The sequence below is a fragment of the Geothrix fuzhouensis genome, assembly GCF_024609325.1.
Classification (GTDB): Bacteria; Acidobacteriota; Holophagae; order Holophagales; family Holophagaceae; genus Geothrix; species Geothrix fuzhouensis.
The window spans coordinates 498,569-522,960 of record NZ_JANHMQ010000002.1 but is presented as its reverse complement, the minus strand read 5'-3'; the positions used below and the strand labels follow the sequence as shown (position 1 = coordinate 522,960).

Genomic DNA, 24,392 nt, shown 5'->3' with positions numbered 1-24,392 from the left:
AAAGAGAAGGTCGTTCTTGGTGCCTTGGTGGTGATCCTTGCTTTTTGAGCGTGGATCCGGATCAGTGCGCGTCCTCGAGGCTCCACCGGTCGGTGCAGCCATGGCTTTCGACCACCTGGCGCGCCTTCCGCATGCGGAGGGTGTGCTGGACGGTCTGCATGATGGTGAAGAGCTGGTCGTGGATGCCCAGCCGTTCCAGGTCGGCCACAGTGAACCAGGTGACACCGTCGTGGTCCTTCCGCGCGGCATGGTCAGTCAGGATCTGCTCGGTGATACCCATGAGTGACCTCCAGAACTGCTAGTTTGAATAGCATACGGAGGTTTCGTGGCCAGCTGGCGGAACACAGTGGGGGGGGCGGCTGTGATGGCCGTCTGGGGCATGATCCTGGTCCCGGCTGTCGTGATCGGCATTCTGCTGGCCATCCCCTTCCTGGGGCGGAGGCGCGCCTTCTTCACCATCGGGCCGATGTATGCCCGAGGCATGGCCTGGTTCTGCCACATCCCCTTCACCCTCAAAGGCTGGGAACGGCTGCCCGACGCCATCCGGGAGGGGCGCCAACCGGTGATCTTCATGTCCAACCATGAAAGCCAGATGGACCCGCCGATCCTGATCGGTGCCCTGCCGATTCCAGCGGTCTACATCGCCAAGAAGGAAGTGAAGTACCTGCCCTTCGTCGGCTGGGCGGCCTGGGTCGCGGGCGCCATCTTCATCGATCGGGGCGACCGGGAACGGGCCATCAAGAGCATCCGCGCGGCCGCCGACCAGATCCGAGGGGGCAAGAGCGTGGTGATCTTCCCCGAAGGCACCCGCAGCCGCACGGACGGCATGCTGCCCTTCAAGAAGGGTGGCTTCGCCTTGGCCATGGACGCAAGGGTGCCGATCGTCCCCATGGCCACGGTGGGGGGTCGTGAGGTGCTCCCCCCGGACAGCCTCCGCCTCCGTCCTGGCCCCTACGTGGTGGTGGTGGGCGAGCCCGTGGATCCCGCCGCCCACGCGGACCGGGAGTCGCTGATGGCCGACGTCCGCAGCCGCATTGAAACACTTCGGGCCGAGGGCCGCGGCACGGCCTAGCCCTGACGCTCGTGGCCTAGCGGAAGACCGGGTCCTGCTGGGCCACCTGCCGCTTGCCCGGGTGCAGGCGATCCGCCAGGTCCACCAGGTTCCTGGCTTCGCCGGCATCGCCCAGCTTGGCGGCCACGCGCGCCATGAAATACAGGTTCAGGGAGAGCACCCGCTTTTCGTTGTGCTTCTTGGTGGCGAGGTCCATAGCCAGGAGCTTCAGCCGGTAGCCCTCGAACACGGCCAGGGCCCCGGCGGCATCGCCTTCCACCGCCTTCTTCACCCCCGCCAGGAGCAACGTGCTGGAGTGATCCGGAGGCCAGGCCCCCGTTAGTTCGCGGATGTAGCTTAGGGCTGTGTTCCGGTCCCCGAGGTCCCAGGCCGCATAGGCCATGAGGCTGCGCAGGACGTTGGAGCCCGGAACCTCGCGAAGACCCGCCCGCAACCGGGGCTCTGCCTCCGCCGCGCGCCCCATCCACAGCAGGGAGTCCGCGGCGGTGACATAGGCGTACTCGGCGGCGGGGCGCAGGGCGATGGCGCGATCCGCATGCTGGAGGGCCGCCGGCAGCACGCCATCGTTTTGCAGCAGCACACCATAGCGGTGGTGAGCCTGCCAGCCCTCTGGGAACAGCGCCAGAGACTTCTCGAAGTAGCGGCGTGCCGCCTGGTGGTTGTCCTCCCCTTCCAACCCGGCGAAGACGTCAGCCAGCACGTCGTAGGCCCGATGATCCGCTGGATCCAGGCGCACCGCCTGAAGCGCGGAGCGGCTGGCACCCTCTACGTCGCCCAGGCGGAGCAGGATCGATCCAAGCGCCCGGTAGGCCTGCGAGGCGCTGGGATCCAGGGCGATGGCCGCCTCGGCGGCCGCCTTCCCCTGGCGCAGCAGTTCCTGGCTTTCCTCGAAGCGTCCCTGTCCGAGGGCCCGGAGGGCACCCAGTTCGGCAAGGCTCCAGGCATACTCGGCGCGGGCCGGGGCGTAATCCGGCTCGATTTCGATGGCCGAGGCGAGCAGCGAATTGGCCAGCTGGGCCGAATCCTGGTTGCCGTTGCCCTCCGTGATGAGCTGCAGGGCCTTGGTATAGAGCTCGCGGGTCCGAGGGTTCTTCGCCTGAATCCGGAGGGCGCCGGTATCGCTGCCCAGGCCCATCTCCTGCGGCAGCCGCTGCTGCAGCTCATCCTCCAGTTTCAGCAGTTCGGCTTGGGGCCGGTCGAGCTGGAACTGATGGCGGGTGGCCCCCTGGGCCGTGTCCACGACCCGAACCGTCATGCGGAGCTGGCCGCCGACCACCTGGTAGCTGCCCATGACCAGCAGCTCGGCCTTGAGCTGGCGGCCGAGCTCGCCCAGGGCCTTCGGGGCGCGCCCCGGTGTGTCGCCCAATTGGGTCATGGCCTCGACCACCCGCAGGCGATCCACCACCAGGAGATCCTCCCGGCGCACCAGGCCATTGGCCATGGCATCCGCGAAGCTGTTGCTCAGCCAGGCGGTTTCAGGATCCGGCTGCAGCTGTTCCAGGGGCAGGATGGCCACCACCCGCCGCCCTTTGGTGAAGTCCACCAGGGAAGCCCGTCGCGCCTCGCCGAGCCCTGTGGCCAGCGACCGGCGGATCAGGAAGCCCCCTAGGGCCACCCCGGCGACCAGGACGGCAGCCACGGACCCCAGGATCCACCAGCGCCTGGCATTCGGGAGCCGAGCGACCGACAGACTGAGGTGGGGCACGTTGGAGGTGGGGTTGTCTTCAGACAGCCCGGCGGCGAGGGCCTGCAGATTGGGAAAACGATCCGTGGGCGCCTTCGCCATCAGGCGGTGGATGGCGCCCTGGAGGGTGCGCGGCAGGTCGGGTCGCAGCTCAGACAGCGGCCTGGGCTCGTCCCGCGTCACGGCGTAGAGGGTGTCCACCAGGCTGGCGCGACGGAAGGGATGGGTGGCCGTGGCGAGTTCGTAGAGCACCACGCCCAGGCTGAACTGGTCGGACTGGCCTGTGAGCGGCTGGCCGTTGGCCTGCTCGGGGCTCATGTAGGCAGGCGTGCCCTGGCTGTACCCCGGCGCGGTGCTCTCGACGAGGGTCAGGTGGTGGGAGGTCTGGCCCAGAGGGACATCCTCGACGCCCCGGCGGGCAATGCCGAAATCCAGGATCTTGAGCTGCCCATCGTCCGCGAGGAGCATGTTCTCAGGCTTGATGTCGCGGTGGACGATGCCCTTCTGATGGGCATGGGAGAGTGCCGAGGCCGCCTGGCGGGCCAGGTCCTGCAGGGCCTCCGCCTCCAGCGGCCGGCCCACGAGGGCGCGGAGGGTGCGGCCCTCCACCAGCTCCATCGCGATGTAGGGGGTGCCTTCGACCTCCCCGGCGTCGTAGATGTGGGCGATGTTCGGATGGTTGAGCTGGCAGGCCAGCTTGGCCTCGCCGATGAGCGCCTTGCGGCGCAGGTCATTCGCGTCCTTGAGGATCTTGAGGGCCACCTCCCGCTCAAGCCGGAGGTCCAGGGCCTTCCAGACCTCGCCCATGGCCCCTTCGCCCAGGCGGGCTAGCAGACGGTAGGAACCGAAGGTGAGGGCGTCTGGGGTCAAGCGTGTCCTTACAGATCTTGAGAAGTATACCTTTCGGACTAGCGAAGCGTTTAACTGCCGATCGCTTGACCGGAATCTCGAAATGTCGAGAATCAGGCCGGAGGTGCCCGTGGCCACACCGGATCTCGAGACCGCCCTGACGGGCGCCCGTCTGGTGGAAGAAGCCGGGGCTCTGCTCACCCTGGGCGAAGAGCCCGAGCGCATGGTGGCCCACGCGTTTGAGCGCTTGGGCCAGCTGGTGCCCTATGACCTGGCCACGGTGCTGCTCCGGGAAGGGGAGGCCCTGCGGGTGGCCTACGCGGTGGGGCCCCTGGCCACGCCGCAGCTGGCGGAGGCCCTCATCCCCATCCGGGGGAACCTGCGCCTCCTGCAGGCCCTCAAGGCCCGGTCCAAACCCGCCACCTTCGAAGAGGACGATCCCGGCGAGGACACCTTCCATGGGCTGCTCGAGATGCCCCACGGCCACAGCTGCCTGGTGGCGCCGCTGCGCAGCCGGGGCGAAACCTTCGGCCTCATGACCTTGGATGCCATGGTGTGCCGCCAGTACCCGGAGAGCGTGCTGCACCACGTGGGCGTCTTCGCCTCGCTGCTGGCCCTGGGGATCAAGCAGGCGGAGCACCTGACCCGCCTGGCCGAGCGCGAACGCAGCCTAGCCGAAGAAGTCAGCTACTTCCGCGAGGTCCAGCGGCGGGACGTGCTGCAGGAACCTCTCCGGGCCGAGAGCCCCGCCATGCGCGCCATCCTGGACCAGCTGCGCCAGGTGGCCGCCACGGTGGCGACGGTGCTCATCACGGGCGAGACAGGCACGGGCAAGGAAAAGGTGGCCCAGACTCTCCACCATCTCTCGCCCCGCCGCGAGAAGCCCTTCATCAAGGTGAACTGCAGCGCCCTGCCCGCCACGCTCATCGAATCCGAGCTGTTTGGCCATGTGAAAGGCGCCTTCAGCGGTGCGGCCTCTGCCCGGAAAGGGCGGTTTGAGCTGGCGGACGGCGGCACCCTCTTCCTCGACGAGATCGGCGACCTGCCGTTGGAGCTCCAGCCCAAGCTGTTGCGGGCCATCCAGGAGAAGGAGATCGATCCCCTGGGCGCTGAGAAATCCCGCAAAGTGGATGTGCGCCTCGTGGCAGCCACCCACACGGACCTGCGTCGGGCCGTGGCCGAGGGGCGGTTCCGGGAAGACCTCTTCTACCGGCTCAGCGTCTTCCCTATCCATCTCCCACCCTTGCGCGAGCGGCCCGATGACATTTCCGTCCTCGCCGAGGCCTTCCTCGATCGCTTCGCCCGGGAGAACCGCCGCCCCCCCATCCACCTGCCCGAAGGGGTGCGGGAGCAGCTGGAGGCCTACCTCTGGCCCGGCAACGTGCGTGAACTGCACAATGTCCTGGAGCGGGCCGCGATCCTCTCGGCCGGCCGCGAGCTACGCCTGCCCCCCGGCGCCCTGCCCGCCCGAGGCGGCGGCGAGCGGGCCGGCCGTCCCCTCACCTGGGAAGTTCAGGAGCGCACCTACCTGGAACGCCTGCTCCACCACACCCGCGGCAAGATCACCGGGACGGAAGGCGCCGCGACTCTGGCCGGCTTGCCCCCCTCCACCCTGCTTTCACGCCTGGAAAAGCTGGGCTTGAGGCCCAAGGACTTCCGCGAAGCGTGATAGGTTTGAGCGCATTCCCGGAGCGACGGATGAGCGAAATCACTGGCCCCAATGATGCCCTGCCCCCGGCCATTCAGCTGGACGAGCCGCCCGCCCTGCCGCCCCCGACCTTCGCCCCGCCGCCGCTGGAGGCGCCGCCCCTCCGCCCCATCCCCTTCGAGGATATCGAGGCCATTCCCGGCTTCTGGGCCCGAGTCGGCGCCATGTTCAGGCTGGTCTTCAGCAACCCCATGGAACTCTTCGACCGCGTGCCCGCCACCGAGGGTCTCGGCGCCCCCTGGCGCTTCCTGCTGCTGCTGTCGATCCCAGTGTTCCTCATCATGGCCCTGCTCTTCTTCTTCGTGGGCATGGGCATCATCCTCGCCGCCCTGGAGCAGACCGGCAAAGGCGAAGGCAAGACCATCGTCGCCGTTATGCCCGTCATCTTCGGTGCCATCCTCCTGCTCATGCCGCTCTTCACCTTCCTGGGCATGCTCATCGGAGGGATCTTCAACCACCTCTTCCTGTGGATGTGGGGCGGTCTCAAACCCGGTGTGGGCATGGGCCAGACCATCCGCGCCTACGGCTACGCCTCCGCCTTCATCCAGATCGGCGGCCTCATCCCCTACATCGGCTTCCTGGTGCAGATCGCCGGCATGGTGGTCATTGGCATGGGCCTGGCCCGCATGCACAAGACTGACACCTGGCGGGGCGTCTGCGCCGCGCTGACCCCCCTCATCCTCCTCTGCTGCTGTGGTCTCATCGCCATCCTGGCCATTCCCGCGATCATCGCGGCTGCGGGACGCTAGCCTGTAGCCAATCGAGCATGGCGGCCCGCGCCGCCTCGGGCTCGATCACGCGTTGCACCGCCCCTGCGGCCAGCGCCTCGCCCGTGCCCCACGTCTCGAATTGCCGGAAGAGCCGGTCCGCCCCTTCGCGACCCAGGAGCTCCGGCAGGCGCACGGTGCCGCCGAAGCCCGTGAGAATGCCGTGCTTGGCGGCGGGATGGGCCAGGCGCAGGCCCCCCTTGCCTGTGATGGGATCCGCCGCCACGGCCCAGCGCTCCTGGCCATGCAAAGCCAGGTCGCAGCCGCCACCCATGGCCACGCCCGAGATCAACGTGAGCGTGCGCCAGCCCGGCCAGAGCAGGTGCCCCATCACGCGTTGGCCCCGCCTCGCGAAGGGCTCCGCCGACACGGGGTCCAAGGCGCCCACCTCGTGCAGATCCGCACCCGCCGAGAAGTGATGGCCCCGGCCCGCCAGCCAGCCAGCATTGCTGAGCGCGACCCTGCGCACGCCGGCAGCGCGCAGCTCGATGAACAGGCGATCCAGCGCCACCAGCAGCTCGCTGTGCAGACGGTTGAGGCCATCGCCCGAGCGCAGTCCGATCCAGGCCCAGTCCGTGTTGCGCAACAATTCCAGGGAGGTCCTTCCCTCGTACCACAGAGTCGGCGTCATGCCAGCCCCAGCCGGGCGAAGGCCGCCTCCAGCGGCTCGGTGTCAGGATCCCAGGTGGGCGCTCCGGGCAACTGGTTGCGGAACCAGGTGGCCTGGCGCTTGGCGTAGGCCTGGGTCTCCTGCACCACGCTGGCCTGAAGGATGGCGGGCGGCCCCCCTGACATCCAGGCTGAATAGCCCAGGGGCCGCAGCGCCACCAGATCCGCGGCATGGCCCGCAGCCACCAGACCTTGCACCTCCTCCGGCCACCCCGCGCGCACCTGGGCGGCCACCCGGGCGGCCACGCGCTCCCGCTGCCGCTCGCGGCCGGGCGTGACCACCAGGACCCGCCAGCCATCAGGAATGCCCGTATCCGGACCGGACAGAAAGGTCGAAGGGGGCTGCCCGGTGCCCAGATGCAGGGCCAGGGCACGCTGAATGCGAGCGCTGTCGTTGGGATGCAGGGCGGCGGCCCGGGCCGGATCCACGGCAGCCAGATAGCGGTACAGGACGGGCGCGCCAAGCACGTCTTCCCAATGGCGGACGCGCTCCACCAGGGCTGCCGGCACCTCTGGCAGATCGCTGAGCTGGTCCCAGATGCCCCGCAGATAAAGGCCAGATCCCGTTACCAGCACAGGCTCACGACAGGCCGAGAGCCTCTCCCGCACCCATGCGCCAAAACCCGTGGGATTGGGACGGGTCGAGAGGGGCAGTTCGCCATAACCAAGGTGGGGCACGCCGCCCTGCTCGGCCGGGTCCGGTTGGCCAGTGCCGATGGCGAGGCCCGCGATGGCCTGGTAGGGATCCCCGTTCACCACGGTGCCCCCCACCCGACGGGCCACAGCCACGGCCACGGCGGACTTGCCGGAGGCTGTGGGTCCGAGGATCGCGATGGGCATGGGTTCAGTCTACTGAGTCTGGAGGCTGGGAACCTCGGCCCCCGTGGCGTCACTCCAAAACCATGCGTGCCCTGCTCTGTCTCTGCCTCGCCTCCGGCCTCTTCGCCGGGGATGCGCCCCGTCCCGAGGCGCCGGAACCAGGGAAGGATAGCGCCTTCCTGTCCCGGATCATGGGAGACAGCCATGGGGGCACCCGGCCCTGGCATACCTTCACCCCCCCGGCGGAATCCGCCTCGGCGGTGGTGGAGGTGGTCGGTGAGTTGACCCAGGAGGAATTGCGCCAGGTGGCCTTCCAGGAGTTCATCGCCTGGTTCCGCCAGGACCTCCGGCGCTTCCTCCGCACCATTGGCGGCGACCTCCCCGAATCGGCAAGCCTGGCCTCCGCCACCCAGCCCGTGGACCGTTTCGGCGGCAACCCCGTGCCCCGGAACGTTCCCCTGGGCCGGGTCAACTTTTAGTTTTATCTAATCATCGGCGGATCTCAGCCAGAAAAGCAGGAACTCAGAAGGCACAGAAGCGCCCCGGCTCACCGCGGACATCCCTCAGCGGGCGGCGCGAAGTGCAACCTGGGGCCGGATGTCCTAGCTGGAGCGCCAGGTGCCTGTTCCTTACCTCCGCTTCCCTCGGCTCCTCCGCAAACCTCCGCGTATGTACGCTTTTCTGCGCCCATCTGCGACCTCTGCGGTTTCAGACTTTCAGGCTGAGGCTCGCCGATAAGCAGGTGGTTTTATTCCATCAGCCTCGGCAGCAGCAGAGCGGCCTGATCCCTGGCCAGGCGGGCGGCCTCCAAGGCGTTGCGGGCGGCATCCTCGGGGGACTGCCGGGGCGTAAGCAGCGCTTCCAACTGGCCCCGCAGCCGGGCGGTCTCGCCTTCAGGATCGGACAAGTGGCGCTGGGCGGCGGTCTCGAAGACCACCAGGAAACATTGGATGGCGTCGCAGGCGGCGGTCACGATGGCCGCGCTGTGGCGGCGGTCGATGTCCAGCGCCAGCGCCGTGGCGAGAAAGCGCAGGCCGTCCTCGAACCGGCCCTGGGAGGCACTTGAGGGGCCAGACCCGCTCATGACGCACCGCCTTTGGGCGCAGGGCTCATCCGGGTATCGGTGCGCCCGGCCAGCTGTCCGGAGGGATCGAAGCGCCATTCGGAGAAGTGCGCCGAGCCATCCCGGCGAACGGCGACAACCGTCGTGCAGCGGGTGCCGTACCGCGGGCTGACGATGAAGGCCGGCGACAGCAGGCGCTCCAGATCGAGCCCCACGCCGGTGTCGGGCAGGTCCGCATCGGCGGCGGGCGTCTGGTCCGCCAGGGCGACGACCAGGGGCGCTTCGTCTTCCTCGCCCGCGGCGACCCAGTCCGCCATCACACGCCGGAGTTTTTCGGTCTTGGGCCACGGCGTATCCAGATCCGCGTTGGAGACGACGTGCACCCCCGGCGGCACCTCCCGCGATACGAACCGCGGGTGATTGTTCAGGTAGCGGAGGTCCGCCCCGTCCCAAAGCAGCAGGTTGAACCCGGCGAAGACCAGCGCCCGGCCCGCGAGCTCATCCGAGAAGGCCTGGGCCGGCCGCCCCCCTCGCACGAAGGAGGCCACCAGCCCACCCCGGGACGGCGCGGCCGGATCGGGTACCGCCATGCGTCTCACGTTGGTGACACAGGCCAGCCGGCCCCGCTTCGATAGGGCGAGCCAGCTGCCACCCTGCGACAGATCGCGCCCGCCGAACACGTCGGGAGCATCCTCCCAGGCCCCGGCGGGTGCGGTGGGACGGGCATGGAATTCATCGCGGTTGGCGGCGATGACAAGTTCGAATTCCGGATGGGCGCGGTAGGCGAGCGCGATGAGGCACATGGTTAGGGCCTGTTTTCAAATTGGGTGTGAGCCGCGACGTCGGCCAGCCGCGCCCATGGCAAGGCGGGGGCCGAAGGGCGATGCGGGACATCGTTCGAGGCCGCCAACGCAGCCAGGGGTGCGGCTGGCCTCGTCCCGAAGGGCAAGGGGCGGCGCCCGGCGCGATACTGCGTCGAACTCCTCGCCAATAGTGCCGCTATTGCCATCGTCGTTCTCCTTGTCTCGCTTGGGCGGCGCCCCTTGCGCGGCCGCACCCCAATTTGAAAACAGGCCCTAATCATAGGCCCGGCTCAACCGCTGCCGGAGGAGCCCGTAGTCTTCCCATCCAAGGATCCGCCCATGCGCCCTGCCCTCCCCCTCGCCATCCTGGCCCTCTGCGGCTCTCTGCTCCAGGCCGACGGCCTCTCGGACTTGAAGGCCGCCCTCCGCGGCCTTCCGGCACCCGCGAAAGTACGGGTGAAGATCGAGGCGGAGAGCCTGGAGCGGGCGTCCGGGAAGGATGTCACCGAGCACCGCTCCACTTTGGTGGAGGATGGGCCGGAGGGGATCCGGATCCTCGAGGACAGCCGTCCGGCGGCCGTGCCGGCGAAGGTCCAGGGGAAGGGAAAGGGAACCTCCAAGGGCACCGGATCGGCCAAGAAGGGCTCCGCCGAGTTCCACGACGAGTTGCGCCCCGCAGAGGGTCTGCTGGAGCAACTGGAAAAGGCCCGGGTGCTGGAGGAGAAGGTGGATACCTACGAGGGCCGGCCGGCCCGGCGCCTGAAACTGGCCCTCGACCTGGAGCTGGATGCCGAAGCCCGCAGCCACCTGAAGAAGGCCGAGCATGAGGCCACAGTCTGGATTGGCCAGGACGGCCTGCCCCTGGCCATGATCCACCGCATCGAGATCAAGGCCCGGGTGATGCTCGTGGCCAGCGTCTGGACGAAGATCGAGATCCGCCAGCGCTTCCAGCGCAGCCAAAACCGGCTGCTGGTGCTGGACGAGCAGGCAGAGGTACAGGGCGCCGCCCTGGGTAAGCCCTTCAGTGCCAAGGACACCACCCGCTGCAGCGTGATTCTATAGGCGCTGCTACTGCTTGGGCTCCGGCACCACCGGGTAGTCGCCGGTGAAGCAGGCGTAGCAATACCCGTGGCCATCATCCCCCATGCTTGCTTCAAGGTCCTTCAGGTCGAGGTAACCGAGGCTGTCGGCCTCGACGAAGGCCTCGATCTCCTTCAGCGACATGTACGAGGCGATGAGGTGCTGGCGCTTGGGCGTGTCGATGCCGTAGAAGCATGAGTGCGTGGTGGGTGGGCAGGCGATGCGCAGGTGCACTTCCTTCGCGCCCGCCTCGCGGACCATCTGCACGATCTTCTTGCTGGTCGTGCCGCGTACGATGCTGTCGTCCACCAGCACCACCCGCTTGCCCGCAAGCAGATGCCGCACCGGGTTCAGCTTCACCTTCACGCCGAAGCTGCGGATGTTCTGCTTGGGCTCGATGAAAGTGCGGCCCACGTAGTGGTTGCGAATGATGCCGAAATCAAAGGGGATGCCGGACTGTTCGGAGTAGCCCAGGGCCGCGCTCACGCCGCTGTCGGGCACGGGTACGATCAGGTCTGCCTCGACGGGATGGCGCAGGGCCAGGAGCTTGCCCATCTCACGGCGCGCCACCATGACGCTCCGGCCGTAGACCAGGGAATCGGGCCGGGCGAAGTAGATGTGCTCGAAGACGCAGGGCTTCGGATTCACCTTGGGCAGAGGAAAGAGGGAATGCAGCGTGCCGCCATTCCGGGGCACCACCACCATCTCGCCGGGGGCCACGTCGCGGATGTAGGCGGCGCCGACCAAGTCGAAGGCACAGGTCTCGGAGCTGAACACGGTGGTGCCGTTCATATGGCCCATGGCCAGGGGCCGGAAGCCGTGGGGATCGCGGGCGGCGATGAGGGTGTGCTCCGTGAGGATGAGCAGGGAATAGGCGCCCTCGGCCTGGCGGAGGGCCGAGACGACCGCGTCCTCCAGTGTGTCCGCCTTGGCGCGGTTGATGAGGGCCAGCAGCACTTCGGAATCCGAAGGGCTGGTGAAGGTGTGACCATCCGCGATCAAGGCCGCGCGCAGGGTCTCGGTGTTGGTCAGGTTCCCGTTATGACAGAGGGCCACCTGGCCGAAGCGGCCGTGGATGAGGAAGGGATGGGCCGCGGAGGCCACGTTGCCACCCGTGGTGGAGTAGCGGGTGTGGCCAATGGCGGCATCGCCCGGCAGGCTGTCGAGGACGGTCTCGGAGAACACATCCGCCACATAGCCCAGGGCCTTGTGCAGGTGGAGACCTTCCGTGTCACCGGAGCAGATGCCAGCCGCCTCCTGGCCCCGGTGCTGCAAGGCGTAGAGGCCCAGGTAGGTCTGCCGTGACGCTTCGGTCTGGGGGCAGATCCCGAACACCCCACATTCGTCCCTGAACGGCATGATTCCTCCGAGTCCTCCAGAATAACCCTCGCGAACCGGAACCCCCAGCCTGGATGCTGAAACCCACCACTCTCAGCCGGATGCGTGCGGCTAGCGCACTGTCGTGCCGTCGTCGGGATCCTTGCGGGCCTCCTGAGCCCAGGCCCGCAGCGTGGTGAGCAGCACGGTGCCATCTTCGGCCGGCGCCAGGGAGTCGGTGCCGTCCAGGCTCTCAAGGTGCAGTTCGATCCGCGCCAGGTCGCCGCGCTCGAAGCGGGCGCTGAGGTCGCAGAGGGCCAGGAGCCTCGGCGCCACCTCCACCAGGACCGTGGAGATCTGCAGTCCGCTGGGCGCTTCGAGGCTCCACACCGGTACACTCCGGGTGCCGAAGCGCAGGGCGATGGGCTCCGCGTGCGTCTGAGGCGAAGGCCCCGCCAGGTAGAGCAGCCGCTCCGCCCGGCCCAGCAGCAGGGCCTGGGAGTAGGGGGTGCCCTGGGTGCGATCAGCCTCCAGCCGCCAGCCGCCCATGCGGGGTTTCTTCACCCGGTTGTGGCTGGTGGTGCCTTCGGTGGCCACCAGGCGGAACCGCGTCTCCATGGGCGCGGGCTCGCCACGCATCCACAGCTGCATGCGGTACCGCAGGCCTTCCTGGGCCAAGGCGGGAAGGGAAAGAGCCAGAAGGAACGCCAATCGGATCAAGGAGCCACCATCCACACCTTCGAGGATGCCATCTCATGCGATCCTGGGCCATGCCGCTTTGCTTCGACCTTGACGGTACCCTGGGCCACTTCAGTTCCGGATTCGTGCTGCTGCGGGAGGCCTTGGGCGAGCTCTGGGGCTCGGCCCCCACGACAGAAGACCTGGGCCGCTGCCTGGGCTCCACCGACTGGGAAATCGTGGCCGAGCTGCACCGGCTGCGGTTCGGCTCGGCCCTGGACGAGGCCGGCTACGAGGCCTATCAGGCCGCCTGTGTAGGCCGCTTCCGGTCGACTTTTGCGCGGGGGGGCCGCGAGGCCGTGGCCTATGCAGGCATCATCGGTGCCCTGCATCACCTGGCGGAGCGCCACCGGGTTTGGCTGGTCTCGGGCAACGCCCCGGGGCTGCTGGCCTTCAAGGCCGATGTCCTGGGCATCGACCCGGCCATTCCCCGTCTGGGCTCCCTGCCCCGCCACGACCGCACCGACCTGCTGCGGCTGGCCCTGCAGGGCTGCCCCGGCCCCCACCTCTACGTGGGCGACCGCCCCCACGATCTCGCCGCCGCCCAAGCCGCGGGTCTGCCTTTCCTGGGCGTGGGCGAGGCGGTGCCGGGGGATCATCCCAGCCTGCCCACTGATGCCGCGCCGGAGCAGGTGGTGGCTTGCGTGACCGCCCTAGTGAGGGTCTGAGGCCTTCCCTCCATCACCCTGGCAACTCCTGACGCGCGGCTTCTCGCCAACGCGCGGCCTCCCGGGGATCCCGCAGGACGCCATGCCCGCCCAGATAGGCTTCGGCCAGCGCCGCCATCGCCCCTCGGTGGCCGGCTTCCGCGGCTCGGCGGTACCAAAGCGCCGCGCTGAGACCATCCTTGGGCCGGTGGCCGCTGCCGCTCTGGTAGGCCAGCCCCAGCCGGTAACAGGCTTCCGGGTCGCCGCCCTCCGCCGCCTCGTGGAGCCGATCCCGCCCCTCCCGTGGCCCCTCGCGGCGCAGGCGCCAGGCTTGCCAGGCCAACATCAGCGCCGGTGGCGCCAGCATGAGCAGCGGCAGGTGGAAGAGGCCTGAGGAGCCGGCCCAGAAGAGGATCCCCACCGTGCCCAGGCTCAGGCAGGCCAGGACCATCGCCCCCAGCCCCAGAACCCAGCGCCCGGTCCGGTGGGCCACCACCAACCCGGCGGCGGCCTCGACGTGGGCGGCGGCTTGGGCGCCGGCGCGCACCAGCACATCCTCTGGAGCCGCATCATGGCGCAGGAGGCTGCATCTCAGGGGGGCATGGGGACGTAAGCGCTCCGCCACCCCGGACCAATGACGGGCGTGTTCGGCATCCGGCATCACGCCATCCCCTTCGGCATAGGCCTGAGCCAGCCAGATCGCCGCTGGTCCGCACCCGGCTGTGGCCGCTCGCTGGTACCAGACCTCGGCCTGGGCCGGATCCCGTGGGCAGCCGTGCCCGGTCCGGAGGGCCTCCGCAAGCCGGAAGGCCGCCTCTGGATGACCCAACTCGGCTGCCCGGCGGAAGCGGGCCACGCCCGTGGCCTGGCCACCAGCCCCGAAGCCTCCCTCGAGGAAGGCCAGCCCTTCCTCGAACAGGGCCACGGCCCCACCCAGGCGCGCCGCCCGATCCAGGCAGTGGTGGGCCATCTCCGTGCGATGGGCCTGGCGGGCCCAGTGGAGCCAGAGGGCTTCCGGATCCAGTGCAAACCGGGCGACCCAGGCGCGAAGGCGGCCCTCCAGCCACACCGTCACTGGGGTGGTCACACCGGCCACGACACCGATGAAAGCGGCTACGAGGAGGGTCCAGGCCCCCAGCAGCAGCAACACAAACCAGGTCACCGCCAGGGGGGACAGGGGCGTGGGGAGGAGCACCAGGGGGCCGAATAGGATCAGCGCCAGCCAGCCCAGGGGCCGGGCCCAGACGGCCCAGCCTTCCACCGGCCCAGCCGCGGTGGCCACGTCAGCGCCCCTTCAGAACCTCATCCAAGGCCCGTTTCGCCATGCCCTCGCCGTAGCCCGCCCAGCTCTTCGCCACCCGGCCCTCGCGGTCGATGATGAAGGTGGTCGGAATCCCGCGGATCTCCCCCAGAGGCTGCAGGCCCCCGGCGCCATCCGGCAGGTAGGCCGTGAGCCCCAGCTGGGGATTCTTCGCGAGGAAGGGCGTCACGTCGGCCCAGCCGTTCCCGTCCACCGAGATGGGCAGCACCACGTAGCGATCGCCGCCGGCCTTCTGGAGTTCCGCCACCTCCGGCAGGGACTTGCGGCAGGGCGGACACCAGGTGGCCCACACATCCACCAGCACCACTTTGCCCTTGTAGTCCGCCAGGGTGTGGCGGCGCCCCTCCGCATCGCGGAAGGCCACCCGACTCACGTCCGTGCCCACGGAGGTGCCGCCATTGCCCCCGCCGAACACACCCTTCACGCCCACGACGCCCACGAGCAGCAGACCACCGATCACCAGGACAGCAGCGCCAGCCGTGCGCCAGCGAGATTCCGGAACGGAGGTATCGGACATGGGAGCGCCCCTTTTCAAGTCTTCAGGGTAATGCCCCGGCCGGCCACTTCATACTGATTGGATGTCCCTGATCTCCGCCGCCTCCCTCCGCGATCGCCTTGCCTCAATCCGCCTGTTGGATGCCCGTCAGGATCCAGCGGAGTACGCCATCGGCCATCTCCCGGGAGCGTTCCACGCCGACCTGAACCGCCACCTCAGCACAGCCTTGGACCCCGACCACAACCCGGCCCTAGGCGGGCGCCACCCTCTGCCGCCGGTGGCGCGCTTCGCGGCCCAGGTTGGCACCTGGGGCATTGGCCCCGACACTGAGGTGGTGGTCTATGACGGCAGTGGCGGCGGTAACGCCGCGGCACGCCTGTGGTGGATGCTGCGGGCCCTGGGGCACGAGCACGTTTTGGTGCTCGACGGCGGTCTCCAGGCCGCGCTGGAAACCGGGTTGACACTCACTGTCGAAAGGCCTGCCGCAGATCAGGCGGCACCCTACCCGGCGGATCACTGGCACCTCCCCGTGTGCGGCATGGACGTCGTGGAGGCGGTCCGTCGCGATGCCACCCGCAAGCTGTTGGATGTGCGCGCCGCCGAACGCTGGCGGGGAGACAGTGAAACCCTCGATCCCGTGGCCGGTCACATTCCCGGCTCCCTGAACCTGGCCTGGACCGACAATCTCCGGCCCGATGGCCGCTTCAAGTCGCCCGAGAAACTGCGCGCCCAATACGAGGCCCTCCTGGCGGGCACGCCACCGGACCGCCTCACGGTCCATTGCGGCAGCGGCGTCACCGCCTGCCACACCCTGCTCGCGCTGGAGATCGCCGGCCTCCGCGGCGCCGCGCTCTATGTCGGGAGCTGGAGCGAGTGGTGTCGCAGCGTCCGGCCGAAGATCGGCACCCACCTCCCGCCCCCTGAGGATCTGGCCAGCCGATGAACCCCTGGAAAGGCCTGCGTGGCCTCCCCCGCGAAGTCTGGCTGGTCTGTGCCAGCACCCTGGTCAATCGCCTGGGCACCATGGCGCTGCCCTTCCTGGTGCTCTACCTCACCCAAGGGCGCCGCTGGACACCGGAAGAAGCCGCCTTCGGAATGATGGTCTACGGAGCCGGCGCCTTGGCGGCGGGCCCCTTCGCGGGCCGGCTGGCGGACCGGCTGGGCCATGTCCAGGTGTTGAGGGCCAGTCTGTGGGCCTCCGGCGCCCTGCTGCTGGTCATCCCCTTCGCCACCACGAAACCCGTGCTCTTCGCCCTGATCTTCCTCTGGGCCGGCCTCACCCAGGCCTTCTGGCCCAGCGCCATGGCCCTGCTGGCGGACCTCGCCGCGCCGGAGCAGCGCAAGGCGGTCTACGCCCTGCACCGCCTCTCGGCCAACCTGGGCATGGCCGTGGGCCCAGCCCTGGGCGGCGTCATCGCCCACCACAGCTACACCTGGGTGTTCTGGACCGATGGCCTCAGCACCCTGGCTGGCGCGGTGATGCTGGGCCTGCTGCTGAAGACGCGCCCCCGGCCTGCCGTGCCCCATGGCCACATGCCAGGTGCGAGTCCCTGGCGGGATCGCCGTCTGGCTTTCCTCCTGCTGCCCTTCATTCCCATGCTGATGGTGTTCTTTCAGATCGAAGGCACGCTGCCGCTTTGGGTGGTGCGCGACCTGGACCTGGGGAGCCGCTTCTACGGCCTGCTGTTCACCGTGAACACCCTGCTCATCGTGGCGCTGGAAGTGGCCCTCAACCTGGCCATGGCCCGCTGGCCCCACGGCCGCCAGCTTTTTCTGGGAGCGTTGTTCCTCGCCTTCGGCTTCGGCCTCACGGCCTGGGCCACCGGACGCATCACACTGATTCTCACCACCGTGATCTGGACGTTCGGCGAGATGACGCTCTTCCCCGCCATGAGCGACGCCGTGGCCACCCTGGCACCACCGGACCGCCGCGGCGAATACATGGGCCTGCTGTCCCTCTGCTTCGCCGCGGCGCTGGCCCTGGGCCCCTGGCTGGGCGTGCTGGCCTACGCCAAGGTCGGTCCCCGGGTGGTGTGGTTCGCCACCTTCGGCATCGCCTTAGCCGCGGGGCTGCTGCTGGCGCGGTTCCGGACCCCGGAACCGGCCTTGGCTGGACAAAAACGATAGAATGGTGATCAACGGGGAGACCCGGGGGGCACCCATGGGGGTTCTCGAACTGGTCAAGGAGGCCCTGGCAGCCACCACCCGGAACAAACTCCGGGCCATCCTGACCATGCTCGGGATCATCGTGGGAGTGGGCGCCGTCATCGCGATGATCGGCATCGGCGAGGGGTCCAAAAGGGCCTCCGTCGCGCTCATCCGCAACATGGGCTCCAACATGCTGACCATCTTCCCGGGAGCCCCCGGAACCCACACCCACCATGGGCCCCAGGCCATGGGCAGCGCAGAAATCCTCAGGGATGACGACGCGGCCTTGATCCAGACCGAACTGCGGGATTCCAGCGTCCATGCCGCGACACCGCAGGTGCAGACCACGCGGCCGGTGATCTACCAAAACGCGACCTTCATCACCCACGTCCAGGGGACTGGGCCCGAATTCCAGACCATCCGGGCGTGGGAACTGGAGGCTGGGCGCTTCTTCACCGAGGGCGAGGTGAAGGGTCAGGCCCAGGTCTGCGTCATCGGCCAGACCGTCAAAGCCACCCTCTTCCCTTACGGAGACGAGCCCCTGGAACAGACGATCCGCGTCGGCTCGCTCCCCTTCCGAATCGTCGGGTTGCTGGAACGTAAGGGAGCCGGCATGTGGGGCGACCAGGACGACCTCGTCGTGGCTCCCTACACGACAGTGATGCGGAAAGTCATGGGGAGAAACACCATCCAGCGGATCATGGTCAGTGCGCACGAGGGTGAGGCGGGACTCGCCGAGGCGGAAATCACGGCGCTGCTCCGGCAACACCTGAAAGTGCCCGCCTCCCAGGAGACGCCCTTCAACATCCGGAAGCAGGACGAGATGGTCCAGGCCATGAATCGGCAGGCAGGCATCCTGACGGCGCTCCTTGCCGTCGCCGCGAGCATCTCCCTGGTTGTCGGCGGCATCGGCATCTCGAACATCATGCTGGTTAGCGTGACCGAGCGGACTCAGGAGATCGGCATGCGACGGGCCGTGGGCGCGACGAAACGAACCATCCTCTGGCAGTTCCTCGCCGAGACCGTGGTCCTCTCGGTGCTGGGGGGCCTGCTCGGCATCGCGCTCGCCCTGGTGGCGGTGGCGATCCTGGGACGCCTCCAGATCCCGGCGGTCACGGAGGGCTGGGCCATCCTGCTGGGCCTGGGCTTCAGCGGCCTGGTGGGCGTCGTGGCCGGGCTGCTACCCGCCCTGAAGGCCGCCAACCTCGATGTGATCGAAGCGCTCCGTTACGAGTGACCGGGGCTAGCTCAGCGCATCTGTGGACTTCATGCGCTGGCGCAGGACGTACTTCTGGATCTTACCCGTGGAGGTCTTGGGGATGGGGCCGAACACCACCATGGGCGGCACCTTGAAGCGCGCCAGGTGCGCCCGGCAGTGGGCGATGATGTCCTCCTCCTTCGACGTGGCGCCCTCCTTCAGCTCCACGAAGGCGCAGGGCACCTCGCCCCACTTGGGATCGGGCTTGGCCACGATGGCGGCCACCAGCACGTCGGGATGGCGGTAGAGCACATCCTCCACCTCCAGCGATGAGATGTTCTCGCCACCTGAGATGATGATGTCCTTGCTGCGGTCCTTGATCTTCACGTAGCCATCGGGCTCCAGCACCGCCAGGTCCCCGGTGTGGAACCATCCGCCGGCGAAGGCCTCCGCCGTGGCCGTGGGGTTCTTGAGGTAGCCCTTCATGACGATGTTGCCGCGGAACATGATCTCGCCCATGGTCAGGCCATCGGCGGGCACGGGTTCCATGGTGGCCGGGTCCATCACCGTCATGGCCTCCTGCAGGAGGTAGGGGATGCCCTGGCGTCCGTTCAGGCGGGCGCGCTCCCCGAGGGGCAGGTCGTTCCACTCCTCGCGCTTCACGCAGACTCCGGCGGGACCGTAGGTCTCCGTGAGGCCGTAGACGTGGATGATGCTGACGCCCAGCTTCTCCATGCCCTCGATGATGGCGGCCGGCGGCGCGGCTCCGGCCACGGCCGCGGACACCGGGTGGCCCAGCCCCTCGGGGATCAGATGGGCGGAGTTGATGAGCATGCCGAGGACCACCGGGGCGCCGCAGAAGTGGGTCACGCCATGGCGCCGGATCAGGTCGAAGATGGCCTTGGGCTCCACCTGCCGCAGGCAGACGCTGACGCCGGAGAGGGCGGCCACGGTCCAGGGGAAGCACCAGCCGTTGCAGTGGAACATGGGCAGGGTCCACAGGTAGACCGAGTGGGGCGGCATGTTCCAGCTGAGGACGTTGCCCACGGCGTTGAGGTAGGCGCCCCGGTGGTGGTAGACCACGCCCTTGGGGTTGCCCGTGGTGCCCGAGGTGTAGTTGAGGGAGATGGCGTCCCACTCGTCCGCCGGCAGCTGCCATGCAAAGTCCGGATCGCCCTCCCGGAGGAGCTGCTCGTACTCGATGGAACCCAGCAGGTCGCCCTTGGCCGCCGGATCGTCCACGTCCACCACCAGGATCTCCCGGCCCTCCAGCAGCTCCAGGGCGCGGCGGATGGTGGGGGCGAAGTCCCGGTCGGTCAGGAGCACCTTGGCCTCGCCGTGCTTGAGCATGAAGGCGATGGACTCCGCGTCCAGGCGGGTGTTGAGCGTGTTGAGCACGGCCCCGGCCATGGGCACGCCGAAGTGGGCCTCGAACATGGCGGGCACGTTGGGGAGCATGGCCGCCACGGTGTCGCCGGGCTGCACGCCCCGGCGGACGAGGGCCGAGGCCAGGCGCCGGCAGCGGGCGTAGGTCTCGCCCCAGGTGATGGACCGGTCGCCATGGACGATGGCCTTCTTGCGCGGGAAGACCATGGCGGCGCGCTCCATGAAGGTGAGCGGCGACAGCTGGACATGGTTGGCCTGGTTCTTGTCTAGACCCGTGGCGAAGGGGCTCTGGCCCATGGTCGTCCTCCCGGAAAGCAGGTCGTGGTGATTGTGGGTGTGGCGATCTGCCCCCAGCCTACTCCCGGCCTCAGGTGGCTACAGCGCCATCAGTCACATCTCCGGGGGCAACCCGGCGTGAAGAAACCTGCCTTGCCCAAGAAAAACAAGGCCACTTCAAAACCTGCGGTCGATTTCTGAAAAGGCCTTCCAAGACATAGCCTGCCCCTTGACAGGGGGGTGACGGAGCATATGTAGAGACAGGCAACTTGGTGAAGGGTCGAGGCTCCCATGGTGGTGGTGAACGCACTGGTCGGGAAATCCGTGGCGCATTACCGGATCACGCGCCAACTCGGCTCGGGGGGGATGGGGATCGTCTATGAGGCCGAGGACACCCACCTCGGGCGCCACGTGGCGGTGAAGTTCCTGTCCGAGGAACTGCAGCGTGATGCCTCGATCCTGGAGCGCTTTCAGCGGGAGGCCCGGGCAGCCTCGACCCTGAACCACCCCGGCATCTGCACCGTGCACACCATCGAGCAGCACGAAGGCCAGCATTTCATCGTCATGGAGCTGATCGAGGGGCAGACCCTCGCCAAGCGGATCAGCCACCGGGCGCTGGATCTCCCCGAAACCCTCGACCTGGGCATCCAGATCGCCGATGCGCTGGAATCAGCCCATGCCAAGGGCATCGTCCATCGCGACCTGAAACCCCTGAACCTCATCCTCAACGTCCGCGGGCAGATCAAGATCCTCGATTTCGGGCTCGCGAAGATCTCGACCCTGACGAACCACCTGGGTGCGGCGGACCAGGACTCCCGGCTCGCCACCGAGGTGGACCGTGGGGATCTCACCTTCACCGGGATGGTGCTGGGGACCATGCATTACATGTCCCCGGAACAGGCCCGGGGGCAGCTGACCGATGCCCGCACGGATCTCTTTTCGCTGGGTGCCATCCTCTACCAGATGGTTACCGGCGAGTTGCCGTTCCAGGGTGACACCCAGGCCGTGGTGTTCGACGCCATCCTCAACCGCGATCCGCAGCCCCTGGCCGAGGTCAGACCGGAGATGCCGGCCGCCCTGGGACAGGTGATCAGCAAGGCGCTCGAGAAGGACCGCAACCTGCGCTACCAGACCGCTACCGATCTGAAGACCGACCTGCTCCGCCTGAAGCGCGATCTCGATTCGGGCCAGCGACACCTGGCTGAATTGACCGACTCAAAGGGCGGAAGCTTGGGCCAGGCCAAGCGCTCCGTCGCGGTCCTCTACTTCCAGAACCTGAGCGGCGCCAAAGAGGATGAATACTTCCGCGACGGGATCACTGAGGACATCATCACCGAGCTCTCGAAGATCCAAGGGCTGGAGACTTTCTCCCGATCGACGGTGATCGGGTATCGCGACAAGTCCGCGACCACCGCCCAGATCGGCCAGCAGATCGGCGCGGCCTATGCGCTGGAGGGGAGTATCCGGCGGGCGGGCGAGCGCCTGAGGATCAACGCCCAGCTGGTCGATACCCACACGGACCACCCGGTCTGGTCCGAGCGCTACGACCGCGAGATGAAGGACGTCTTCGAGGTCCAGGACGAGATCGCCCGGAAGATCGCCGAGGCACTGCGCGTCAAGCTGACCCCACAGGAGAAGAAAGCCCTTGCGGCCAAGCCGACGGAAAACCTCCAGGCCTACGACCACTACCTGAGGGGGCGGAGCTACGCCCGCCGCCTGACCCGCCAGGACCTCGAGTTTGCGCTCGAGATGTTCAATGATGCGGTGCGACAGGATCCCGATTTCGCCCAGGCCCACGCGGCCATCGCGAACGTCTGCGCCCAGTGCTACTGGCTGTACGAGCGTGAGCCGGCCTGGATCGAGCGGGCCCGCGCAGCCTCGGAGAAGGCGGTGGCGCTGCGGCCCGATCTGCCCGAGGTCATGGTGGCGCAGGCCTGGATCCTCTACTCCAGGGGCGAGAACCTCGACGCGGCCCAGATCGTCCGTGGCGTGGTCTCCCGGAAGCGTGACTGCGAAGGGGCCTATTACCTGCTGCTGCGCTGCCTGTTCGGATCAGGCCAGTACCAGGAGATCGCCGCCATGGCCGAGGAGGCGATCGAGGCCAGCGGAACCGACTACAACGTCTACCCTCCCATCATGAATGCGCTGGGGGCTCTGGCCAAAAAGGAGGCTCTGGGCAACCTGAGGATCCGGGCGGTCCAGGCCTTTGAGGCCCATCTGCGGGAAGTGCCCGAGGACGCCCGGGCCCGCGGCCTCGTCGCCTCCTACTACGCCGAGCTGGGGCGTGCCGAGGAAGCCAAACGAGAGGCGATGCTGGCCATGACCCTCCGCCCCAACGAACCGCTGATCCTCTACAACGCGGCCTGCACCTTCTGCAAGATGCACCAGAAGGGCGACGCGCTCGACGCGCTCGGCAAAGCCTGGCGAGTGGGCTACCGAGACTCCGACTGGGCCTGGCGCGATCCCGATCTGGCCCTCCTCCACGACGAGCCCGAGTTCGAGAAGCTGTTCCCAAGGAAGGCGTAGGCGATTCCGATGCAAGTTCCGGCGTGACCGTTCCAGCCGAACGGGATCACTCTCGGACCAGATCCCGCCGGTCCACCAACCGGAAGATCTGTCCCTTCCAGCGGACCGCCAGGGGCTCGATCTGGAGTTCGGCGGGCGCGATTCGCGCGACCTTGGCCCTCCCCTTTGCCCTCGGGAAGAGGAAGATCTGCTCGATCTCGCGGAAGTCCTCCCGTTCCTCCGGGAACATCACGTACCGCACCAGCCATTGGGTGTCGCCCGCATAGACCTCGTAGCCGTAGTGGCGACAGTCGGGATCCGCGAGGACCTGGGAGTCCAGCCGCAGCCAATCCGGCGGAGCCGGGTCTCCCTGAAAGGCTGGGAGGTTTCCGGACGCGCGCACGCCGTTGGGTTCCAGGGGCGGTGTCGCCTCCCCCGGAACCAGAGCCAGCAGGCAGATCATGAGGATGTTCAGCATGAAGGGCATCTCCGCGGTTTATGAAAATACCGCTCGCGTCCTTCATTTTCCCATCACTGGTGAAGTTCGTCAGTCACGGGGGTGTGACTTCCCTGGAAGTTCAAGCTTGGAGGACTGCTTCGAGCTGGTCCACGGCCCAGTCGATCTGCTCCTTGGTGATAACGAGGGGCGGCGCCAGACGGATGGTGTCCACGTGGGTGTCCTTGCAGAGCATCCCGCGGTCCTTGAGGGCGTAGCAGTACTTGCGGGCGCCACCGGCTTCGGGCTTGAGCTGCACGCCGGCCCAGAGTCCGATGCAGCGGACCTCCTTGAGCTTGTCGGTCTTCATGCCCTTGAGCCGGGCTTCGAGGTGCTTGCCCAGCTCGGCGGTCTTCTCCACCAGCTTCTCGTCCACGAGCACATCCAGGGCGGCGCTGGCCACGGCGCAGCCCAAGGGGTTGCCGCCGTAGGTGCTGCCGTGGATGCCGGGGGTGAAGACGTCCATCACCGCGTCATTGGCCAGGAAGGCGCTCACGGGGTAGTAGCCTCCGCTGAGGGCCTTGCCGATGGTGATGCCGTCGGGGCGGATGCCCTCGTGCTCGAAGGCGAAGAGCTTGCCGGTGCGACCCAGGCCCGACTGGATCTCATCGAGCACCAGCAGGAGGTTGTTCTGGTCGGCGACCTCGCGCAGGCCCTTCAGGAAGCCCTTGGGCGGGATCACCACACCGGCCTCGCCCTGGATGGGCTCCATGAAGATGGCGCAGGTGTTCTTGTTGACGGCCTTCTTCACGGCCTCGAGATCGCCGTAGGGCACGATCACGAACCCGGGGGTGAAGGGGCCGAACTTGCTGGTGCTGTCGGGATCGGTGCTGAAGCCCACGATGGTGGTGGTGCGGCCGTGGAAGTTGCCCTCGGCCACGATGATCTCGGCCTTGCCGTACTCGATGCCCTTCTTGTCGTAACCCCACTTGCGCATGGCCTTCAAGGCCGTTTCCACGGCTTCAGCCCCGCTGTTCATGAGCAGGGCCTTGTCGAAGCCCGTCAGCTTGCAGAGCTTTTCCAGCAGCGGCGGGAACTGGTCATTGCGGAAGGCACGGCTGGTGAGGGCCAGGGTCTTGATCTGGGCAATCATCGCCTCGCCGATCTTCGGGTGGTTGTGGCCCTGGTTCACGGCGGAGTAGGCGGCCAGGAAATCCATATACTTCTTGCCGTCCACATCGGTGAGGAAAACGCCCTCACCCTTGGTGCAGACGACATCCAGGGGATGGTAGTTGTGGGCGCCAAACTGGTTTTCCTGCTGGATCAGGGCTTCGGACCGGGTGGAAGTGGCCATGGGATCTCCGAAAGGGGAAAGGTGGGGAGGCTCGGCGGGAAAAGGATTATTCTAGG

23 protein-coding genes are annotated in these 24,392 nt (G+C 67.8%); 10 read left to right on the top strand and 13 right to left on the bottom strand.

Features of this window, described 5'->3' with window-relative positions; genetic code table 11:
* Positions 1 to 61: 61 nt before the first annotated feature.
* Positions 62 to 280, bottom strand: coding sequence for a hypothetical protein (locus tag NOV74_RS09650; protein ID WP_257311597.1), 219 nt, complete (start codon positions 278 to 280; stop codon positions 62 to 64).
* 45 nt (positions 281 to 325) lie between these two features.
* Between NOV74_RS09650 and NOV74_RS09645 the strand changes: the two genes are divergently transcribed.
* The gene (locus NOV74_RS09645) at positions 326 to 1,072 is read left to right on the top strand and encodes a lysophospholipid acyltransferase family protein (protein ID WP_257311593.1); all 747 of its coding nucleotides are present in this window, start codon (positions 326 to 328) and stop codon (positions 1,070 to 1,072) included.
* Between the two features lie 16 nt (positions 1,073 to 1,088).
* Here NOV74_RS09645 and NOV74_RS09640 read toward each other — a convergent pair whose 3' ends face one another.
* A complete protein-coding gene (locus NOV74_RS09640; RefSeq protein WP_257311590.1) occupies positions 1,089 to 3,626 on the bottom strand; it encodes a serine/threonine-protein kinase in 2,538 nt (845 codons plus the stop codon).
* A 109-nt stretch (positions 3,627 to 3,735) separates the two neighbouring features.
* Here NOV74_RS09640 and NOV74_RS09635 point away from each other — a divergent pair, with 109 nt between their 5' ends.
* Together NOV74_RS09635 and NOV74_RS09630 are read left to right on the top strand one after the other, a co-directional pair.
* The gene (locus tag NOV74_RS09635) at positions 3,736 to 5,274 is read left to right on the top strand and encodes a sigma 54-interacting transcriptional regulator (RefSeq protein ID WP_257311587.1); all 1,539 of its coding nucleotides are present in this window, start codon (positions 3,736 to 3,738) and stop codon (positions 5,272 to 5,274) included.
* Positions 5,275 to 5,303: 29 nt separating this feature from the next.
* Complete coding sequence (locus NOV74_RS09630; RefSeq protein WP_257311584.1) at positions 5,304 to 6,062, top strand: YIP1 family protein; 759 nt, start codon at positions 5,304 to 5,306, stop codon at positions 6,060 to 6,062.
* Here NOV74_RS09630 and NOV74_RS09625 read toward each other — a convergent pair.
* Both NOV74_RS09625 and NOV74_RS09620 read right to left on the bottom strand, forming a co-directional pair.
* Positions 6,040 to 6,711, bottom strand: coding sequence for an enoyl-CoA hydratase/isomerase family protein (locus tag NOV74_RS09625; RefSeq protein WP_257311581.1), 672 nt, complete (start codon positions 6,709 to 6,711; stop codon positions 6,040 to 6,042). The genes NOV74_RS09630 and NOV74_RS09625 overlap by 23 nt on opposite strands.
* Positions 6,708 to 7,589: a tRNA (adenosine(37)-N6)-dimethylallyltransferase gene (locus NOV74_RS09620; protein WP_257311579.1), complete on the bottom strand. Its 882-nt coding sequence runs from the start codon at positions 7,587 to 7,589 to the stop codon at positions 6,708 to 6,710. The genes NOV74_RS09625 and NOV74_RS09620 overlap by 4 nt, the downstream gene beginning before the upstream one ends.
* 62 nt (positions 7,590 to 7,651) lie before the next feature.
* Between NOV74_RS09620 and NOV74_RS09615 the strand changes: the two genes are divergently transcribed.
* Positions 7,652 to 8,047, top strand: a complete 396-nt coding sequence (locus NOV74_RS09615; RefSeq protein WP_257311577.1) for a hypothetical protein — start codon at positions 7,652 to 7,654, stop codon at positions 8,045 to 8,047.
* Positions 8,048 to 8,316: 269 nt separating this feature from the next.
* On the opposite strand, the gene NOV74_RS09610 is transcribed toward NOV74_RS09615, so the two are convergent.
* On the bottom strand, positions 8,317 to 8,652 hold the full coding sequence (locus NOV74_RS09610) for a hypothetical protein (RefSeq protein WP_257311575.1): 336 nt from the start codon (positions 8,650 to 8,652) through the stop codon (positions 8,317 to 8,319).
* Complete coding sequence (locus NOV74_RS09605; RefSeq protein ID WP_257311573.1) at positions 8,649 to 9,434, bottom strand: NRDE family protein; 786 nt, start codon at positions 9,432 to 9,434, stop codon at positions 8,649 to 8,651. Before NOV74_RS09605 ends, NOV74_RS09610 begins: the two co-directional genes overlap by 4 nt.
* A 339-nt stretch (positions 9,435 to 9,773) precedes the next feature.
* Between NOV74_RS09605 and NOV74_RS09600 the strand changes: the two genes are divergently transcribed.
* On the top strand, positions 9,774 to 10,496 hold the full coding sequence (locus NOV74_RS09600; RefSeq protein ID WP_257311570.1) for a hypothetical protein: 723 nt from the start codon (positions 9,774 to 9,776) through the stop codon (positions 10,494 to 10,496).
* Positions 10,497 to 10,502: 6 nt separating this feature from the next.
* On the opposite strand, the gene purF is transcribed toward NOV74_RS09600, so the two are convergent.
* Both purF and NOV74_RS09590 read right to left on the bottom strand, forming a co-directional pair.
* On the bottom strand, positions 10,503 to 11,873 hold the full coding sequence (gene purF, locus NOV74_RS09595; RefSeq protein ID WP_257311568.1) for an amidophosphoribosyltransferase: 1,371 nt from the start codon (positions 11,871 to 11,873) through the stop codon (positions 10,503 to 10,505).
* 90 nt (positions 11,874 to 11,963) lie between these two features.
* A complete protein-coding gene (locus NOV74_RS09590; RefSeq protein WP_257311565.1) occupies positions 11,964 to 12,551 on the bottom strand; it encodes a hypothetical protein in 588 nt (195 codons plus the stop codon).
* A gap of 35 nt (positions 12,552 to 12,586) precedes the next feature.
* Between NOV74_RS09590 and NOV74_RS09585 the strand changes: the two genes are divergently transcribed.
* Positions 12,587 to 13,237, top strand: a complete 651-nt coding sequence (locus NOV74_RS09585; RefSeq protein WP_257311563.1) for an HAD family hydrolase — start codon at positions 12,587 to 12,589, stop codon at positions 13,235 to 13,237.
* Between the two features lie 13 nt (positions 13,238 to 13,250).
* Here NOV74_RS09585 and NOV74_RS09580 read toward each other — a convergent pair whose 3' ends face one another.
* Positions 13,251 to 14,498: a tetratricopeptide repeat protein gene (locus tag NOV74_RS09580; protein ID WP_257311560.1), complete on the bottom strand. Its 1,248-nt coding sequence runs from the start codon at positions 14,496 to 14,498 to the stop codon at positions 13,251 to 13,253.
* A gap of 1 nt (position 14,499) precedes the next feature.
* Positions 14,500 to 15,054: a TlpA family protein disulfide reductase gene (locus tag NOV74_RS09575; protein WP_257311556.1), complete on the bottom strand. Its 555-nt coding sequence runs from the start codon at positions 15,052 to 15,054 to the stop codon at positions 14,500 to 14,502.
* A gap of 61 nt (positions 15,055 to 15,115) precedes the next feature.
* On the opposite strand from NOV74_RS09575, the gene NOV74_RS09570 reads away from it, so the two are divergent.
* Genes NOV74_RS09570 through NOV74_RS09560 form a run of 3 tightly spaced genes read left to right on the top strand, consistent with a single transcriptional unit; the run spans position 15,116 to position 18,418 of the window.
* Entirely contained in the window at positions 15,116 to 15,976 is an 861-nt protein-coding gene (locus tag NOV74_RS09570) for a sulfurtransferase (protein ID WP_257311552.1), read from the top strand.
* Positions 15,973 to 17,160, top strand: coding sequence for an MFS transporter (locus NOV74_RS09565; RefSeq protein WP_257311549.1), 1,188 nt, complete (start codon positions 15,973 to 15,975; stop codon positions 17,158 to 17,160). Before NOV74_RS09570 ends, NOV74_RS09565 begins: the two co-directional genes overlap by 4 nt.
* A gap of 34 nt (positions 17,161 to 17,194) precedes the next feature.
* Positions 17,195 to 18,418, top strand: a complete 1,224-nt coding sequence (locus NOV74_RS09560) for an ABC transporter permease (RefSeq protein WP_257311546.1) — start codon at positions 17,195 to 17,197, stop codon at positions 18,416 to 18,418.
* A 6-nt stretch (positions 18,419 to 18,424) separates the two neighbouring features.
* On the opposite strand, the gene NOV74_RS09555 is transcribed toward NOV74_RS09560, so the two are convergent.
* A complete protein-coding gene (locus NOV74_RS09555) occupies positions 18,425 to 20,062 on the bottom strand; it encodes an acyl-CoA synthetase (protein WP_257311542.1) in 1,638 nt (545 codons plus the stop codon).
* 270 nt (positions 20,063 to 20,332) lie between these two features.
* Between NOV74_RS09555 and NOV74_RS09550 the strand changes: the two genes are divergently transcribed.
* Positions 20,333 to 22,567 (top strand): protein kinase domain-containing protein, encoded by a 2,235-nt coding sequence (locus NOV74_RS09550; protein WP_257311539.1) that lies wholly within the window; start codon positions 20,333 to 20,335, stop codon positions 22,565 to 22,567.
* A gap of 46 nt (positions 22,568 to 22,613) precedes the next feature.
* Here NOV74_RS09550 and NOV74_RS09545 read toward each other — a convergent pair whose 3' ends face one another.
* Together NOV74_RS09545 and rocD are read right to left on the bottom strand one after the other, a co-directional pair.
* Complete coding sequence (locus NOV74_RS09545; RefSeq protein WP_257311536.1) at positions 22,614 to 23,024, bottom strand: hypothetical protein; 411 nt, start codon at positions 23,022 to 23,024, stop codon at positions 22,614 to 22,616.
* Positions 23,025 to 23,124: 100 nt separating this feature from the next.
* Positions 23,125 to 24,336, bottom strand: coding sequence for an ornithine--oxo-acid transaminase (gene rocD, locus NOV74_RS09540; protein ID WP_257311533.1), 1,212 nt, complete (start codon positions 24,334 to 24,336; stop codon positions 23,125 to 23,127).
* Positions 24,337 to 24,392 lie beyond the last annotated feature (56 nt).

What these genes read in the sequence shown, in the direction of transcription:
- NOV74_RS09650 (WP_257311597.1), bottom strand. Translation starts at nt 280, where the DNA reads ATGGGTATCACCGAGCAGATCCTGACTGACCATGCCGCGCGGAAGGAC.
- NOV74_RS09630 (WP_257311584.1), top strand. Translation starts at nt 5,304, where the DNA reads ATGAGCGAAATCACTGGCCCCAATGATGCCCTGCCCCCGGCCATTCAG.
- NOV74_RS09625 (WP_257311581.1), bottom strand. Translation starts at nt 6,711, where the DNA reads ATGACGCCGACTCTGTGGTACGAGGGAAGGACCTCCCTGGAATTGTTG.
- NOV74_RS09620 (WP_257311579.1), bottom strand. Translation starts at nt 7,589, where the DNA reads ATGCCCATCGCGATCCTCGGACCCACAGCCTCCGGCAAGTCCGCCGTG.
- NOV74_RS09615 (WP_257311577.1), top strand. Translation starts at nt 7,652, where the DNA reads ATGCGTGCCCTGCTCTGTCTCTGCCTCGCCTCCGGCCTCTTCGCCGGG.
- NOV74_RS09610 (WP_257311575.1), bottom strand. Translation starts at nt 8,652, where the DNA reads ATGAGCGGGTCTGGCCCCTCAAGTGCCTCCCAGGGCCGGTTCGAGGAC.
- NOV74_RS09605 (WP_257311573.1), bottom strand. Translation starts at nt 9,434, where the DNA reads ATGTGCCTCATCGCGCTCGCCTACCGCGCCCATCCGGAATTCGAACTT.
- NOV74_RS09600 (WP_257311570.1), top strand. Translation starts at nt 9,774, where the DNA reads ATGCGCCCTGCCCTCCCCCTCGCCATCCTGGCCCTCTGCGGCTCTCTG.
- purF (WP_257311568.1), bottom strand. Translation starts at nt 11,873, where the DNA reads ATGCCGTTCAGGGACGAATGTGGGGTGTTCGGGATCTGCCCCCAGACC.
- NOV74_RS09585 (WP_257311563.1), top strand. Translation starts at nt 12,587, where the DNA reads ATGCGATCCTGGGCCATGCCGCTTTGCTTCGACCTTGACGGTACCCTG.
- NOV74_RS09575 (WP_257311556.1), bottom strand. Translation starts at nt 15,054, where the DNA reads ATGTCCGATACCTCCGTTCCGGAATCTCGCTGGCGCACGGCTGGCGCT.
- NOV74_RS09570 (WP_257311552.1), top strand. Translation starts at nt 15,116, where the DNA reads ATGTCCCTGATCTCCGCCGCCTCCCTCCGCGATCGCCTTGCCTCAATC.
- NOV74_RS09565 (WP_257311549.1), top strand. Translation starts at nt 15,973, where the DNA reads ATGAACCCCTGGAAAGGCCTGCGTGGCCTCCCCCGCGAAGTCTGGCTG.
- NOV74_RS09560 (WP_257311546.1), top strand. Translation starts at nt 17,195, where the DNA reads ATGGGGGTTCTCGAACTGGTCAAGGAGGCCCTGGCAGCCACCACCCGG.
- NOV74_RS09555 (WP_257311542.1), bottom strand. Translation starts at nt 20,062, where the DNA reads ATGGGCCAGAGCCCCTTCGCCACGGGTCTAGACAAGAACCAGGCCAAC.
- NOV74_RS09550 (WP_257311539.1), top strand. Translation starts at nt 20,333, where the DNA reads ATGGTGGTGGTGAACGCACTGGTCGGGAAATCCGTGGCGCATTACCGG.
- NOV74_RS09545 (WP_257311536.1), bottom strand. Translation starts at nt 23,024, where the DNA reads ATGCTGAACATCCTCATGATCTGCCTGCTGGCTCTGGTTCCGGGGGAG.
- rocD (WP_257311533.1), bottom strand. Translation starts at nt 24,336, where the DNA reads ATGGCCACTTCCACCCGGTCCGAAGCCCTGATCCAGCAGGAAAACCAG.